Source organism: Erythrobacter sp. F6033 (assembly GCF_023016005.1).
GTDB lineage: Bacteria > Pseudomonadota > Alphaproteobacteria > Sphingomonadales > Sphingomonadaceae > Erythrobacter.
In genome coordinates this window covers 2,211,639-2,226,669 of sequence record NZ_JALKAZ010000001.1, presented here as the reverse complement: position 1 = coordinate 2,226,669, position 15,031 = coordinate 2,211,639, and the positions used below count along the sequence as shown (strand labels likewise).

Here is a 15,031-nt window from a genome sequence, read left to right as displayed (position 1 = left end):
CGCCTTGACGTTTCTTGGGTTTGACGTTTGGCAATGGTTGGCATTGGTCCAGCACGAAATGTTGTTGTTTGCTGGTGTCTTCTTTCTGATTGGCGCGGCAGATGACCTTGCCGTCGACCTTGTTTGGGTATGGTTGAAACTAACGGGCAGAGCGAACACCAGAACAGTGGATCGCGGCGCAACTCAAATAAGCGAATTGCATGGTCCTGCCGCTATATTCATCCCGGCTTGGCATGAAGCCAGCGTTATTGGGGACACGATTCGTCACGCGCTATCGGGTTGGCCGCAATCAAACCTCCGTCTGTATATCGGTTGTTACAAGAACGATGCAGCCACGATCAGCGCCGCGATGGCTGCTGCGCAAGGTGACGCCCGCCTGAGGATCGTCATTCACAGTCAAGCCGGACCAAGCACCAAGGCGGATTGTCTCAACAGGCTCTATGAGGCGATGTGCGACGACGAACGACGCATCGGCGTGCCATTTTCGATGACAGTGTTTCACGATGCCGAAGATCTCGTCGACCCGGCCGGATTGGTGCTTCTTGATCAAGCCATCTTTGAAGGTGCCGATTTTGCGCAACTGCCTGTCGAAGCGTTGCCTCAAGCCCAGAGCCGTTGGCTAGGCAGCCACTATTGCGAGGAATTTGCCGAAGCGCATGGGAAAGCCATGGTCGTGCGCGATGCTCTTGGTGCTGGCCTCCCAGCTGCGGGCGTCGGTTGTGCCGTTTCGCGGGCAGCATTGCATGGACTTGCCGCTCGGCGTGCAGGTGCAAAGCCTTTCCGCGAAGACTCCCTTACGGAAGACTATGAACTCGGCCTTGCGGTGGCTCAGTCAGGCGGCAAATGTTCCTTTGTCAGGGCGCGCGGAAATGATGGGCTTTTGATCGCGACCCGAGCATATTTTCCTGCAAGGCTAGATGAAATTGTCCGACAAAAAACCCGCTGGGTACACGGCATCGCGTTGCAGGGGTGGGACCGGATTGGATGGGGCAATGGCCTGATCGAGACATGGATGCGTGCCCGGGATCGTCGCGGACCTATGACAGCCTTTGTGCTGTTGCTGGGCTATGCCTTGATTGTTCTTACCGCGCTCGGCTGGGGAGCCATAAGTATGGGGTATGGTGAACCGGTGGTTCTTTCGCCTGCCTTGAAATGGCTCCTTATCGCCAATTTTGTCGCATTCGTTTGGCGTGCGACGTTTCGGTTTGCCTTCACCGCTCGTGAATTCGGGATTGGTGAGGGTTTTCGCGCGATTCTACGCATTCCGTTGACCAACATAGTATCAATTATGGCAGGGCGTCGTGCTGTCTTTGCCTATGCTAAAACCCTGATGGGCAGCGCAATCGTATGGGACAAGACACCGCATACCACGCACCCAGCTCGGATGGTTCCAGCCGGATCAGGTTCGCAATGAACGCCTTTGGTGGCACCACGAGGCGCGGCGGGCCGATTGCCATGCTCGTGCTGGTATTGGCGGTTTGGGGCAGCGCCAGGGTTATGACATGGGAGAACCCGTTTCCAACGCTTTTAGAGCTTGCCGGCGCAGAAACGCTAATTGCAGAAAATGCAGGATCACCCACTCAGACGGACAGTCCAAATGCCATCACAGCCGTTGCCAATGCGGATACTCGCTCTCGCGCAGGTCAGACCTTTCCGAAAAAAGGCATGAGTCCGCTCTTTTCAGTCTTAACGACTGCGACGACGGTTCCGTTTGACAAAGATCGCCCGCTAACGACCTTTCAACATCAAGTGCTGTGGTCGCACACTATGCGGTCCCGGTTACCTTATACCCAAAATGCGTCTTACATGCGTGATCGACCCATGCGGCTTCGAGGGGTTACTCCTCTGTCCCAGCCAGAGGGTGATCCGAAAAATCTTGACCGGTTGAGTTTCGATGCATGGGGTTTTTGGCGTCAGGGCTCCGGTTCTACCGCCGTTTCGCAAGGTCGGGTGCCGATTTATGGGGCCAGTCAGATTGGTGCGAACCTGCAATACCGGGTTGCACCGTCTTCACAGCACGATCCGCGCATCTATGCGCGCGCATACCGCGCGATGATCGCAAATGGAGAAACCGAGTTCGCGGTCGGGGCATCGGCCAAGCCACTCGGCTCCATCCCAGTACGGGTCGGCGCTGAGTTGCGCGTCACCGAGACCCGATTTGCGACCAATATCCGCCCGTCAGTTTTGGCGACAACCGAGCTTGCACCGCAGGTCTTGCCCGCTGATTTCAAGCTCGAAGCATATGGCGGGGCAGGCTATGTCGGCGGCGCAGGTGCGACTGCTTTCGTTGATGGTCAGGCCGCCATCACCCGGGAAATTGCGAGTTTTGGTGGCCCTTCAAACACCAGTGCGCGCCTCAGCCTAGGTGCAGCTGCTTGGGGAGGCGCACAGATCGATGCGAGCCGGGTTGATGCCGGTCCGACAATGCGTCTCGACCTGACGGTTGGAGATGTCCCTGCACGCCTCGCAGTCGATTGGCGTGAACGTGTTGGCGGGGATGCGTCGCCTGGATCAGGCATTGCGGCAACGCTATCGACGCGTTTTTGATTGGCTGGCCTTATTGACGGGGAACACAGCCAAGCTGTGTCTATCATCAAAGCCTCGCGTGGAGTAACGCTGCGATCATGGATGTTTATCTTCCCATTGCGAATCTTTCGGTGAACGGTCTGTTCATCGTCTTGCTGGGCGGATTAACGGGCATCCTTTCTGGATTGTTTGGTGTTGGCGGCGGGTTCCTTACGACACCGCTTCTCATCTTCTACGGGATTCCACCCACTGTCGCTGCGGCTTCAGCCGCGACGCAGGTGACGGGCGCAAGCGTTTCCGGTGTATTGGCGCATTCGAAACGCAACGGCGTCGATTATCGCATGGGTGCGGTCATGGTCGGCGGCGGAATTGTAGGCGCATTGATTGGTGCGGTCTTGTTCAATGCGCTTGAGGCGCTTGGCCAGATCGATGTTGTCATCAATATTCTCTATGTGGTTTTGCTCGGCTCCATCGGAACATTGATGATGCGCGAAGCTGTCACCGCGTTGCGGCCGGGTGCTGAAACATCTGGGGTCCAACCCCGCAAACGACGTCACCACCCACTTGTAGCGGGTCTTCCATTCCGGTGGCGCTTTTATCGCTCCGGGCTTTTCATTTCGCCGCTTGCGCCACTTATTCTAGGGACAGTCGTTGGAATTTTGACGATGTTGATGGGTGTCGGCGGTGGTTTCTTGCTGGTGCCTGCAATGCTGTACCTGCTCGGTATGAGCGGCAACGTCGTTGTGGGGACATCGCTTTTCCAAATTCTGTTCGTGACAATGGTTACCACCATGACACACGCTTTGACGACCAAGGCGGTTGATATCGTTTTGGCGGGTTTACTGCTTCTTGGTTCCGTACTCGGCGCGCAATTTGGCACCCAAATCGCCATGAAAGCCCGGCCAGAGGTGCTGCGATTGGTGCTAGCAGCAATTGTCATTCTGGTTGCGCTGCGCATGCTTTATGGATTGGGTATCCAGCCCGATGAAATCTACACCGTCAGCCCGCTATGATCTACGTCGCGATTGGCCCGACCCTTAGGCTCGCATTTCTTGCTTTGGCGATGTTCTCGCTGACAGCACAGCGCGAACCTATTCTGGTGCCAGAAGTCAGCCAATCGCGCATTGAAGTGCGGCAAGGTTTCACGGGTGCGAATCTGTTGCTGTACGGCGCAGTAATTGATCCCGTCGGCGGGCGGCAAGGTCTTCAATATGACATTGTCGTGGTCCTTAAAGGTCCGACCGAACCGATCAGATTACGGGAAAAGGATCGGATCGCAGGCATCTGGATGAACGCAGGCTCCAGTGATTTCAGGTCTGCTCCTTCTTTTTTCGCGGTGGCATCATCTCGGCCCGTTGACGAAATCGTCGACGAGCGAACCGCCGCTATTTACGAGCTGGGCACCAACTTTATTCAGCTAAGCCCCAGCGGTGAGATTGAGCCAGAGGAACAGGCTCGTTTCGCAGCAGGTCTTGTTGAAATGCGCCAGCGCGCCGGGCTCTACAAAGTGGACCCTGACGGTGTACGTATCAGCGAGGGCGTGTTGTACCAGGCACGCATAGCGCTTCCATCGAACGTCATAACCGGGCCCTACACTGCGGAGACTTTTGCCATCGCTGAAGGACGTGTCTTGGCCAGTGCCACCGCAGAAATCGAGGTTGAAAAGGTAGGACTGGAAGGTCAGGTGGTGGACGCGGCAGAACGGTCCTCGTTGCTTTACGGCTTGTTTGCTATCTTCCTTTCTCTCGGCATGGGGTTGATCGCAGGACGTTACTTTAACCGTTCGTAGCGGACCTTTCCCTAGGATCGTTGACGCGAAATTAACCGAACGCCGGTATCCATTTCGCTTCATGATTGCGCCGGAGTTTGATGCTCCGCGTGCATGGCTTTGCAGTCAGGGGACCGCCGACAATGAACGATATGGCCAACCAGAATTTCGCCCAAGGCGCCGACTCTGCCGCTAGCGGAGCGAATGCCGCTCCTAGCGATCAAATGGATAATGCGCGCATGCCGATCGGTGTGGTGCTCGAAATTGCCGGTTCGGGTTCTCAGATTGCGATTGATCTCCAGCGTTTGAATGAATGTATGGAAGACGAAGATCCGTCGATCAAACTTGCCGGGCAAGTCGGCAGCCAGATCAAAATTCGCGTTGGCGACGCTTGGTTGCTGGCCAGTGTTCGCGACCAACGCAAAGACCGCCGCAGCGACAACGGCATTATCGCCAACATCGATTTCCTCGGTGAGGGCAGCGAGGAAAAGCTGACTGGGCGGATCAACGGGTTTAAACGCGGTGTGACCCGTTACCCTGTACCCGGCGCCATGGTGTTTCCTGCCAGCACGCAAGATCTCGAACAAATCTATGCCAGCGATGGTCGTGCAAACATTACGATTGGCAAGGTGTTCCCGACCAAAGATATTCGCGCCGGTCTCTATATTGACGCGATGCTGGGCAAACACTTTGCGCTGCTGGGATCGACTGGTACCGGTAAATCGACCAGTGCCTCGCTCATCCTTCACCGCATCTGCGAAGCCGCACCGAACGGTCACATTGTGATGATCGATCCGCACGGCGAATATTCCGCTGCTTTTCGCCAGACGGGTCAGATCCTCGACGTATCGAACCTTCAAATGCCGTACTGGCTGATGAACTTCGAAGAGCATTGCGAAGTGTTGCTTTCCGGCTCCGGCGATGAACGTCAGGTCGACTCCGATATCCTTGCCAAATGTCTGCTCGCCGCGCGGTCCAAGAACCGCCTGGCAGAGACTATGGGCAAGATCACCGTGGATTCGCCAATCCCATATCTTCTGTCTGACCTTTCCAACATCATTCAGGATCAGATGGGCAAGCTCGACAAGGCGACGTCTTCTGCACCGTTTATGCGGATTAAGGGCAAGCTGGACGAGCTCAAAGCCGATCCGCGCTATCAATTCATGTTCTCCGGAATGCTGGTCGGCGACACGATGGCTGACTTCATTTCCAAAGTGTTCCGTATGCCAGGTAACGGCAAACCGATCTCGATTATCGACGTGTCGGGCGTTCCGTCTGACATCACATCGACCGTTGTTGCTGTCCTTTCGCGTCTCGTGTTCGACTTTGCGATCTGGGGCCGTGAAGAACGCACCCGTCCGATCCTGCTCGTTTGCGAAGAAGCCCACCGCTATGTCCCGAGCGAGAAAAACGCGGACGGTTCATCGGTCGGCAAAATTCTCAGCCGGATTGCCAAGGAGGGCCGTAAATACGGCATCTCGCTTGGCCTGATTACTCAGCGGCCATCCGACCTTGCCGAGGGGGTCCTTTCGCAGTGCGGTACGATCATCTCGATGCGTCTGAACAACGAGCGTGACCAAGCTTTTGTGCGAGCCGCCATGCCCGAGGGCGCGCGCGGTTTCCTCGATTCCATTCCCGCGCTGCGCAATCGCGAATGCATTGTCTGCGGCGAGGGTGTGGCCATCCCGATCCGCGTGAACTTTGACTTCCTCGAAGAACACAAGCGGCCAGCATCCGAAGATCCGAGCTTTGTTGAGCTTTGGAACAATGGCGGTGGCGAAGAAGAAATCGTCGAACGCACCGTTCTTCGCTGGCGTTCGCAGGGGTAGTTGGGGATTTCCACGAGGGCCGGCAGCGAACAGTAGCCTGCTGCGCTCCGGTTCTCGCAGTCCACCATTCTCGCTCCACTCTCGCGAAAATCGTCTGCAAGCGGTAAGTCTTGCGCGACAAGTTCATGGCTTGGCAGCGGAGCTCGGTCCCACAGCGACAGCAAGGGCGACCGCCCGCCCGCAGCGCCGAAGGCGCGAGGACATCGCGCGCCGGATGGCGTGCGGCCACAATCACGTTCCACGAGTGTCGCCGTATAGATGGATATGCATCCGGTCTGACATTCGGAATCCGTGTTCCAAGCACAGCGGGGCGAGCCATTTTTCGCGGCTGCGTAGGGTTTCGCTGTCGGTGCCTTCCGGCATCAGGAATACGTGACCGGGTTTGAAGCGGTAAGTACGCTGCAACTCCAGCACTTCGTTTACGTCATCAGGACTGGCGATCACAAATTTGAAATATGCGCGCGGGTCGCTGGCGTAGAAATCGAGCCGCTCCGGGATCAGCGCGAGTTCTGCGGCATTGCCGCTATGCGAAAGCTTTGGGCTGACATTGTATTGATCGACGCGGATATCGACGTGGCTCGGTGCTTTGGTCGTGCCGTTGGTCTCAATCTCCACACTGATATCGGGCAGGTGCGCCAGCATATCGGCCAGCGCGCCGCCTTGCATCAAGGGTTCCCCGCCGGTGATGACCAACCGGTTCTGTCCCAAAGCCGCAATCCGCTCCGCCGCATCCTTTGAATCAAGCGACACCTGATTGGCTTTGCGATCGAAAGTCACGCCGTCGCGGTGTTCGCGTTCGTCGCCTTCAAAATGCCACGTATAGGCCGTGTCGCACCATGTGCAGGCGAGGTTGCAGCGCGAAAGGCGCACAAATGCCACCGGCACGCCCGCGCTTGGCCCTTCGCCCTGAAGCGAGGCGAAAATCTCCGGTCCGCCGGTGTCGTCAGTGGCGAGGACTAAAGCCATTGCGGCATTCTCCAATTCGAAACGCTGTAGGATACGGGTGACACATTCTCCAACATGTCATTCGGTTCCTACAGGCCCAAACCCGCAGGATTGAGCCATTTCCGCCGTGTAGGACACGGGTGACAAGTATCCAACTTTTTTGCGGTTTCGCTTGGCTAACATTACCCCGCCTTAGAGCGATTGGTGCAGGTAGGAAATCGCCGTGCCGATAAAACGCTATGCCCAATCCGCCGGATCAAGCGCCAGCAGCTTTGCGAGCTCTCTATACAAATCCGGCTTTTCGCGCTTCAGCTTTCGCGGCTTTTCGAAAAAGGTCACGATTGCCTCGGCGAAGAATTCTTCATGGTTGGTCGCACCATAGGGATCGATCAGAGTGTGGCTGCCGTGCTCAACGCTTTCGACATGGTCATGATAGGCGTCCAGCATGGCTTTCTCCCATCCGGCATAGGCTTGACCTTTGCGCAGGATCGGGATGCCATTGGTTTGTCCGGATAGGCCGTCCAACTGGTGCGCGAATTCGTGGATCACGACATTGTGTCCGTCCGTCGCATCGAGGCCGCCATGCAGCGCATGATCCCATGACAGGATGACCGGCCCGCGCGCCCAGCTTTCGCCAAGCGTCGCGTGCCTGTTCTGATTGACGATATAGCCATCGTGGGAATTGCGGTGGGTTAGGAAGGCCGAGGGGTAGATCAGCACATTGCGGAGCGTGTCGTACCAGACCGGACTGTTGACGATCAGCAGACACGCCTGAGCCGCGATGGAAAGCTGCATCGCCTCGCTGACCTCAACACCGTTTTGCCCGCGAAACGTGACTTGGTCGAGGAATAGGTTGATTTTCCCTTCGAGCGATTTGCGCAAATCATCGGGTAGCCGCCGCACGAGCGGCACGAGACGCTCGACTATCGCGCGTTGCTCCTGTGAGAGCGGGGTAGCCAAAAGCGCGTCGCGTTTTTGCTGCTTCGCGCGGCGGCGAAAGAGCAACCACGCGGCGATCAGCAGCGGGATAATAAGGAGGGGCCAAGGCGACATATTAGAGAAATAAGATCGCGCTCATGTTTTTGTAGGGGAAGGGCACTGCGGTGCGAAAAGGAAGCATTTCTGCCTTCGACCCATTTGCGGACGCTTTGGGAGTTGCTATCCTGCCACAATGTCTAAAGCAGCACGGATTTCGCAACGAATTGACCAATTGGAGACGGAATATCGTGCCAGCCTTGTCGCGGCCCTCTCGGAATGTTCCGAAGGCCGATGGGGCTTGTTCGGGCAGAATGAACATCTCGGTAATCGAATGCAGAACGAACGCTTGGACGGGCTTCGTGGCTTGGCTGATATAATCAACTCACTGAGGAAGCGGATTGGGGACGCGCCATATCCGCTTCACGAAGAGTTCGAGTCTGCTCGTGGTCGTGGTGACCCGCATCAGATCGGCGAACCAAAACTGGCTGAGTATTGGTTGGCGCGGCTTGAAGTCGAGTAAGGCCGCTCTCACCCCAGCCGTTTCAGCGCCCCTTCGAGCCGTTCGACCTCCGCCGAATGATGCGCAAAGTCGGCCTTGGCTTTCTCGACTGCTTCCGGCTTCGCGCGTTCGACGAAGTTCGCATTGCCGAGCCGCCCTTCGAGCGATTTGGCCTCTTTCTGCGAAGCGGCGAGTGCCTTTTCGAGCCGCGCCTTTTCCTCGGCGATATCGATGATGCCTTCGAGCGGGACGATGAACACATCGCTGGCCCCGCCTGCTTGGGCCGTGACCTGCATGGCGGGGCCATCGGGCGCTTCGCCAACGGTTACTGGCGTCAGGCGCGCGAGGCGTTCGATCGCCGCGCTGCTGCGCTCGATTGTGCTGCTCGCAAGGTCTGATGCGGCTGGCAAAAATGCGGTGAGCTTCGCGCCCGGCGCAATGCCAAGCTCGTTTTTCGCGCTGCGGACATTGGTGGTGAGGTCGATCACCCAATCAATCGCGTCGGTTGCTTCCTTGGACACTTCCGCGCGCGGATTGGGCCAGCTGGCGACGATCAGATCGTATTTACGCTCGCCCTGCGCGTGCCACAATTCTTCTGTGATAAACGGCATGAACGGGTGGAGCATGACGAGGATTTGGTCGAGCGCCCAGCCTGCAACCTCGCGGGTTTCCACCGCAGGCATCGCGTCCGGATCGCCTGCAAAGACCGGCTTAATCAGCTCAAGATACCAGTCGCAGAACTTGCTCCATGTAAACTGGTAAATCGCATTGGCCGCCGCATCGAAGCGGAGGTCTGTCATGGCCTGTTCGATCTCGGCGCAGACCTGTTGAACTTCGCCAATGATCCACTGGTTCGCGGCGAGGCGCGCGGTTGGAGCCTTGATCGTGGTGCTCTTGCCAATGCCGTTGGACTGGCAGAAACGGGTCGCGTTCCAAAGCTTAGTCGCGAAGTTGCGGTAACCCTCGACCCGCTTTTCATCCATCTTGATGTCGCGGCCCTGGCTTTCCATCGCGGCCATAAAGAACCGCAGCGCATCCGCGCCGTATTGGTCAATCAGGCCTAGCGGATCGACCACATTGCCCTTGGACTTGGACATTTTCGCGCCGTCGGCTGCGCGCACAAGGCCGTGCAAATACAGTTTGGGCCACGGGGCCTGCCCCATATTGTACTGCCCCATCATCATCATCCGCGCATCCCAGAAAAACAGGATGTCGAAGCCGGAGATTAGCAGGTTGTTGGGGAAGTGTTTCTGGACAAGGTCGGTTTCGTTTGGCCAGCCAAGCGTGGCAAAGGGCCAGAGCGCAGACGAGAACCATGTGTCGAGGACGTCATTGTCCTGCGTCAGCGCAACGCCTTCGCCAGCCTGCGCCTGAGCGCCAGCTTCATCCTCGGCGACATAGGCATTGCCATCACCGTCGAACCAAGCCGGAATCCGGTGGCCCCACCATAGCTGGCGCGAAATGCACCATGGTTGGATGTTTTCCATCCAGTTGAAGAACGTCTTTTCCCAAGTTTGCGGGACGATTTCGATCTCGCCGGATTTGACCTGTTCGATAGGCTTGGCGGCGAGCTTTTCTGCGTCGACATACCATTGATCGGTCAGCCATGGCTCGATCACCACACCGCCGCGATCACCGAATGGTGTTGCGATTTGGCGCGGTTCGGCGTCGTGTTCGACTTCCTCGCCCTTCTTGGTCTTGGCGATGTGCGGGATGAGGTATCCGTCCGCTTTCAGACGCGCGACAACCGCTTCACGGGCGCCGTCTTTGCCGTCTTTCTTAAAGCGGTGCAGGCCGAGGAACGCCTCCGGCACCAGCCCGTCAGCGGTCTGGCAGACATTCGCATCGCCATCGAGCATGTTGAGCATTTCGCCCGCGGCAAAGCCTGCGCGTTTGCCGACTTCGAAATCGTTGAAGTCGTGGCCCGGCGTGATCTTCACCGCGCCGCTGCCAAGCTCGGGGTCGGCGTGTTCGTCAGCGACAATCGGAATGCGGCGGCCTGTGATCGGCAGCACAACATGCTTGCCAACAACGCTCGCATAGCGCTCGTCAGATGGGTGAACCGCAACCGCCATATCGGCGAGCATCGTTTCGGGCCGTGTGGTCGCAACCTCGATGTAGTCGCGTCCGTCAGAAAGGGTCACACCGTCTTCCAACGGGTACTTAAAGTGCCAGAAACTGCCCGGAATGGTCTGCGTTTCAACCTCAAGGTCCGAAATCGCGGTCTTCAGCTTTGGATCCCAGTTCACCAGCCGTTTATCGCGGTAGATCAACCCGTCGTTGTAAAGATCGACAAAGGTCTTGAGCACGGCTTTCGTAAAGTGCTCGTCCATCGTGAACTGCTCGCGCGACCAGTCCATTGAACAGCCCAGACGGCGCAATTGTGTGGTGATGGTCCCGCCGCTTTCGGCTTTCCATTCCCACACCTTGTCGACGAAGTCTTCGCGGCTGTAATTGGTGCGTTTATCCTGACGCTCCTCCATCTGGCGCTCGACCACCATCTGCGTCGCAATGCCCGCATGATCGGTGCCGACGACCCACAGCGCATCCTTGCCGCGCATCCGTTCATAACGGATCACGATATCCTGCAGCGTGTTATCGAGCGCGTGGCCGATATGCAGCGATCCGGTAACATTCGGCGGAGGGTTCACGATCGTATAGGGTTCGGCATCGGGGCGCTCGGGCCGGAAACCGCCGGTTTCTTCCCAGTGCTTATACCAGCGCGCTTCAATCGAAGCGGGATCGAATGTGGTCGGCAGAGTATCGGTCATTGTTTTGCTTTTGTCTCTTGTGCCGCGCGGGCGCGTGGCTGAATCTCTAATCCCCTCCATTACAGCGCCGATTGTGCGACGCAACGGAGAGTTTTGTGCCTGAGCCCAACTGGCGGCTTGTTTGCGCTGCAATTTGTCCTCATAGCTTGGGGCGTTATGGACGGTGCCGCGCAATTCACGCTCGACGAAGATGAGGCAGGACGCACGCGTTTATCGCTGTCCGGTCCGTTGCTTGTATCGAGCGTTGGCCCGCTTGATCGGGAATTGGAAGAGCTCGATGCAGACCTCAATCTCATCGATTTGAGCGGTGTAGAGGCAATCGATACGATCGGCGCATGGGTGATGTGCCGCCTTTCCGGAAAGCACGACGCCGAGATTGTGGGCGCGAATGACCGCGCGGCGAGATTGCTGAGCGCGGTTCAAAATGCCGGCAGCGATGCGGAGTTGGTTCCCAAGCGTCAGCCTGTGTGGATTCGCGTGCCAGAGGCAATGGGCGAACTTGTATATGATATGCGCGGCGGGATCATTGGTGTGGTCGCGTTTCTTGGCCGCATCCTGATCGGGATGGGGCGATTGATCCGCCGCCCAAGCACTTTCCCGATGAAAGCACTGGTGCGCCAGATGGAACTGGTTGGCGTTTCCGCTCTGCCGATTATCGGGTTGATGAGTTTCCTGATCGGAATTGTCATTGCGCAGCAGGGCGCAGTGCAGCTTGAGCAATTCGGTGCCGAGGCGCTGACGGTGAACCTTGTCGGGCGGATTACCCTGCGCGAATTGGGCGTTCTTATGACAGCGATCATGGTCGCGGGCCGGTCTGGCAGCGCCTTTGCCGCGCAGATCGGCACGATGAAATTGACCGAAGAAGTCGACGCGATGCGCACAATCGGTATTTCCCCGGCAGAGCGGCTGGTGATCCCGCGTATTCTTGCCTGCACGTTCATGATGGTGCTGCTGGGATTCTATTCCTCTGTCGTTGCGATTGTGGGCGGTGCGGTGGTTGGACAAGTTGCGCTTGGCATCCCATTTTTCACCTTCCTCGAACGGATACAGGAAGTTGTGCCGATGCATGATGTGTGGGTCGGCCTGATCAAAGCGCCTGTCTTCGGCCTGATCATCGGCTTGGCGGGCTGCTATCACGGGATGCGGGTAGAAGGGAATTCAGAGCAGGTTGGCCTGCGCACAACCATGGCAGTCGTCTCCGCAATCTTTGCAGTCATCGTACTCGATGCGTTTTTCGCGGTGTTCTTCACAGAGATCGGGTGGGGGTGATTCATGGATGACGAACTCCATTCCCGCTACAGCGGAAAGCCTCCGGTTGTGGTCGACGGGCTGACGAACCGCTTCGGCAATTTTGCCGTCCACGAAGACCTCTCGCTGGAAGTGCGCGAAGGCGAGATTTTGGGCGTGGTTGGCGGGTCGGGCACCGGAAAATCGGTCCTGATGCGCTCCATAATCGGCCTGCAAACGCCGACAGACGGGCATATCTCTGTATTTGGCCGCACGATTACAGGCATTGATCCGGATCAGGATTTGGGCGTCCGCTGCCGTTGGGGCGTCATGTTTCAGGGTGGGGCACTGTTTTCGACACTGACAGTGGGCGAGAATGTCGAGGTTCCTCTCAAGCAGTTCTATCCCGATATCGCGCCTGAGCTCCGCCGTGAGATTGCCCGCTACAAAGTGCTGCTTTCAGGCTTGCCTGAAGATGCGATTGCGAAATTCCCCTCCGAACTTTCCGGCGGGATGAAGAAGCGCGCAGGCCTTGCCCGTGCGCTCGCGCTTGATCCCGAATTGCTGTTCCTTGATGAGCCGACCGCGGGCCTTGATCCGATCGGCGCGGCGGCATTCGACGAACTGACCAAGGAATTGAAAGAGACGCTGGGCCTGACTGTGTTTCTGATCACGCACGATCTCGACACGCTGTATGAAATCTGTGACCGGGTCGCGGTGATCGCCGATAAAAAGGTGGTTGCGGTTGGCACCATCCCTGAACTTATCAAGACCGGTCATCCCTGGATCGAAGAGTATTTTAACGGCCCGCGTGGCCGGGCCGCGCAGGCGTCACAAAAGCGCGCGAACGGATAGTCCACGTGGATAAGGCAATAGACACGCACGCCATTGGGCGTTCATAGGGAAGCGACATGGAAACAAGAGCTAACCATCTCTGGGTCGGTGCGGTCACGCTGGTTCTCCTGCTGGGCCTAGCGGCGGCTATCGTCTGGATTGCCCGACTTGGGCAGGGGCAACAGAACGAATACGACATCTTCTATGCACAGTCGGTTTCCGGCCTCGCGAATGGTAGTCAGGTCGCCTATGCTGGCGTCCCGGTTGGCCAAGTCGTTGATATTTCTCTTTCCGAAGAAGACCCCGAATTTGTCCGCGTGCGTGTGAAGGTGAAAGAGGATGTTCCGATCCTGATCGGAACGACTGCGACCATTCAAGCAAGCTTTACCGGCGTATCAAGCATCCTTCTGGACGGTGCGCGCGGCGGTGCTCCTGCGATCACGTGCGAAACAACCGCTTGCCCCGAAGGCGCTCCTGTCATTCCGCCGAAAGATGGCGGTATCAACGCCTTGCTCAACAACGCACCGCTTTTGCTAGAGCGCTTGGCAACGCTGACCGAGAATTTGAACATTCTCCTCGGCCCGGAAAATCAGGAACAGCTTTCTGGCATCCTGCGCAATTCCAACGAGCTGACCGAGCAACTTGCGCGCACTGCGCCGCAGCTTGAAGGGACATTCACCGAGCTGCAGTTTGCTTTGAGAGAGGCGGGTGAGGCGCTGGACGCTTTTGAAAAAGTGACTGCGACGACGGACGATTTGATGAACAAGCAAGGCCCTGCGTTGGCAGACGAGCTGCGCGGAACTTTGAAATCGGCCAATGCGGCGGCGGCGTCCTTGGCGGCAACGCTGGAAGACACGCGGCCCGCTGCGCGACAATTGCGCGAAACGACTTTGCCGACGGCAGAGGCGACGTTGCAGGATCTTCGCGTGACCAGCCGCGCGCTGCGCACGCTGACCGAGAAACTCGACAACCAGGGCGTCGGCGCGCTGGTGCAAGGCCAATCGCTGCCTGACTATGAGCCATAAGGATATGCGCATGTTGAACCGCATCACATTTGCCCCGATCCGTATCGGTGTGCTGGGCGCAGCGGCGCTGGCTCTTTCAGGCTGTGTCAGCTTTGGAACCGAGCTTCCAACCAGTCTTCTGACGCTGAATTCGACCGCGAGCGCTCCTGCCGGATCGGGCGCGCAAGCGGGCGGTGAAGGCGGCTCTGCGGCTATCGCGGTGCTGACGCCTGAAACACCGGCCAAGCTCGACGTGGTGCGAGTGCCTGTCACAGTCAGCGCGACCGAAATCGCTTACCTTCAGGATGCGGTGTGGGTGGAAAAGCCTGCGCGGCTTTTCCGCCGTTTGCTTGGCGAAACGCTGCGCACTCGCAGCCCCGCACTGATCGTGGACAGCGATGACACGCCGACGCTCGCAGGCAAGACGGTTCGCGGCACATTGCTCGATATGGGATACGACGCGAGCAGTTCTTCCGTAGTGATCCGTTACGAAGCGATTGTTGCCGATGCCGATGGCAAAGCGACTTCGCGCCGATTTGAAGCCATCGAAAGCGGCGTTTTGCCCGAAGCAGGCTCGGTTGGCCCGGCACTGAACCGTGTGGCCAATACGGTCGCTGTTGAAGTCGCCGATTGGGTCGCTGGCGGTTAAG

Annotated in this window: 13 protein-coding genes; 10 read left to right on the top strand and 3 right to left on the bottom strand. The window is 57.7% G+C overall.

What is annotated here, in order from left to right; all coding sequences use genetic code 11:
• The first annotated feature begins 4 nt into the window (after positions 1 to 4).
• The 5 genes from MWU39_RS10685 (at position 5) to MWU39_RS10665 (ending at position 6,123) form a co-directional block, all read left to right on the top strand.
• A complete protein-coding gene (locus tag MWU39_RS10685) occupies positions 5 to 1,414 on the top strand; it encodes a glycosyl transferase family protein (protein ID WP_247159975.1) in 1,410 nt (469 codons plus the stop codon).
• A complete protein-coding gene (locus tag MWU39_RS10680) occupies positions 1,411 to 2,547 on the top strand; it encodes a hypothetical protein (RefSeq protein WP_247159974.1) in 1,137 nt (378 codons plus the stop codon). The genes MWU39_RS10685 and MWU39_RS10680 overlap by 4 nt, the downstream gene beginning before the upstream one ends.
• Positions 2,548 to 2,624: 77 nt before the next feature.
• Entirely contained in the window at positions 2,625 to 3,539 is a 915-nt protein-coding gene (locus tag MWU39_RS10675) for a sulfite exporter TauE/SafE family protein (RefSeq protein ID WP_247159973.1), read from the top strand.
• Positions 3,536 to 4,315: a TIGR02186 family protein gene (locus tag MWU39_RS10670; RefSeq protein ID WP_247159972.1), complete on the top strand. Its 780-nt coding sequence runs from the start codon at positions 3,536 to 3,538 to the stop codon at positions 4,313 to 4,315. Before MWU39_RS10675 ends, MWU39_RS10670 begins: the two co-directional genes overlap by 4 nt.
• Positions 4,316 to 4,437: 122 nt before the next feature.
• Positions 4,438 to 6,123 carry an ATP-binding protein gene (locus MWU39_RS10665; protein ID WP_247159971.1) on the top strand — a complete coding sequence of 562 codons (1,686 nt, stop codon included), beginning with the start codon at positions 4,438 to 4,440 and terminating at the stop codon, positions 6,121 to 6,123.
• Between the two features lie 231 nt (positions 6,124 to 6,354).
• Here MWU39_RS10665 and MWU39_RS10660 read toward each other — a convergent pair whose 3' ends face one another.
• Both MWU39_RS10660 and MWU39_RS10655 read right to left on the bottom strand, forming a co-directional pair.
• Positions 6,355 to 7,089, bottom strand: a complete 735-nt coding sequence (locus MWU39_RS10660; protein WP_247159970.1) for a 7-carboxy-7-deazaguanine synthase QueE — start codon at positions 7,087 to 7,089, stop codon at positions 6,355 to 6,357.
• A 216-nt stretch (positions 7,090 to 7,305) separates the two neighbouring features.
• Complete coding sequence (locus MWU39_RS10655) at positions 7,306 to 8,121, bottom strand: M90 family metallopeptidase (RefSeq protein WP_247159969.1); 816 nt, start codon at positions 8,119 to 8,121, stop codon at positions 7,306 to 7,308.
• Positions 8,122 to 8,239: 118 nt separating this feature from the next.
• On the opposite strand from MWU39_RS10655, the gene MWU39_RS10650 reads away from it, so the two are divergent.
• Positions 8,240 to 8,566, top strand: a complete 327-nt coding sequence (locus MWU39_RS10650) for a hypothetical protein (protein ID WP_247159968.1) — start codon at positions 8,240 to 8,242, stop codon at positions 8,564 to 8,566.
• A gap of 8 nt (positions 8,567 to 8,574) precedes the next feature.
• Here MWU39_RS10650 and MWU39_RS10645 read toward each other — a convergent pair whose 3' ends face one another.
• Positions 8,575 to 11,316 carry a valine--tRNA ligase gene (locus tag MWU39_RS10645; RefSeq protein WP_247159967.1) on the bottom strand — a complete coding sequence of 914 codons (2,742 nt, stop codon included), beginning with the start codon at positions 11,314 to 11,316 and terminating at the stop codon, positions 8,575 to 8,577.
• 156 nt (positions 11,317 to 11,472) lie between these two features.
• Here MWU39_RS10645 and MWU39_RS10640 point away from each other — a divergent pair, with 156 nt between their 5' ends.
• From MWU39_RS10640 to MWU39_RS10625, 4 genes are read left to right on the top strand one after another with little or no spacing between them, the layout of a single operon-like run.
• Positions 11,473 to 12,585 carry an ABC transporter permease gene (locus MWU39_RS10640; protein WP_247159966.1) on the top strand — a complete coding sequence of 371 codons (1,113 nt, stop codon included), beginning with the start codon at positions 11,473 to 11,475 and terminating at the stop codon, positions 12,583 to 12,585.
• 3 nt (positions 12,586 to 12,588) lie between these two features.
• On the top strand, positions 12,589 to 13,398 hold the full coding sequence (locus MWU39_RS10635; protein ID WP_247159965.1) for an ATP-binding cassette domain-containing protein: 810 nt from the start codon (positions 12,589 to 12,591) through the stop codon (positions 13,396 to 13,398).
• 56 nt (positions 13,399 to 13,454) lie between these two features.
• Positions 13,455 to 14,402 (top strand): MlaD family protein, encoded by a 948-nt coding sequence (locus MWU39_RS10630; protein ID WP_247159964.1) that lies wholly within the window; start codon positions 13,455 to 13,457, stop codon positions 14,400 to 14,402.
• The gene (locus MWU39_RS10625) at positions 14,392 to 15,030 is read left to right on the top strand and encodes an ABC-type transport auxiliary lipoprotein family protein (RefSeq protein WP_247159963.1); all 639 of its coding nucleotides are present in this window, start codon (positions 14,392 to 14,394) and stop codon (positions 15,028 to 15,030) included. The genes MWU39_RS10630 and MWU39_RS10625 overlap by 11 nt, the downstream gene beginning before the upstream one ends.
• Position 15,031 lies beyond the last annotated feature (1 nt).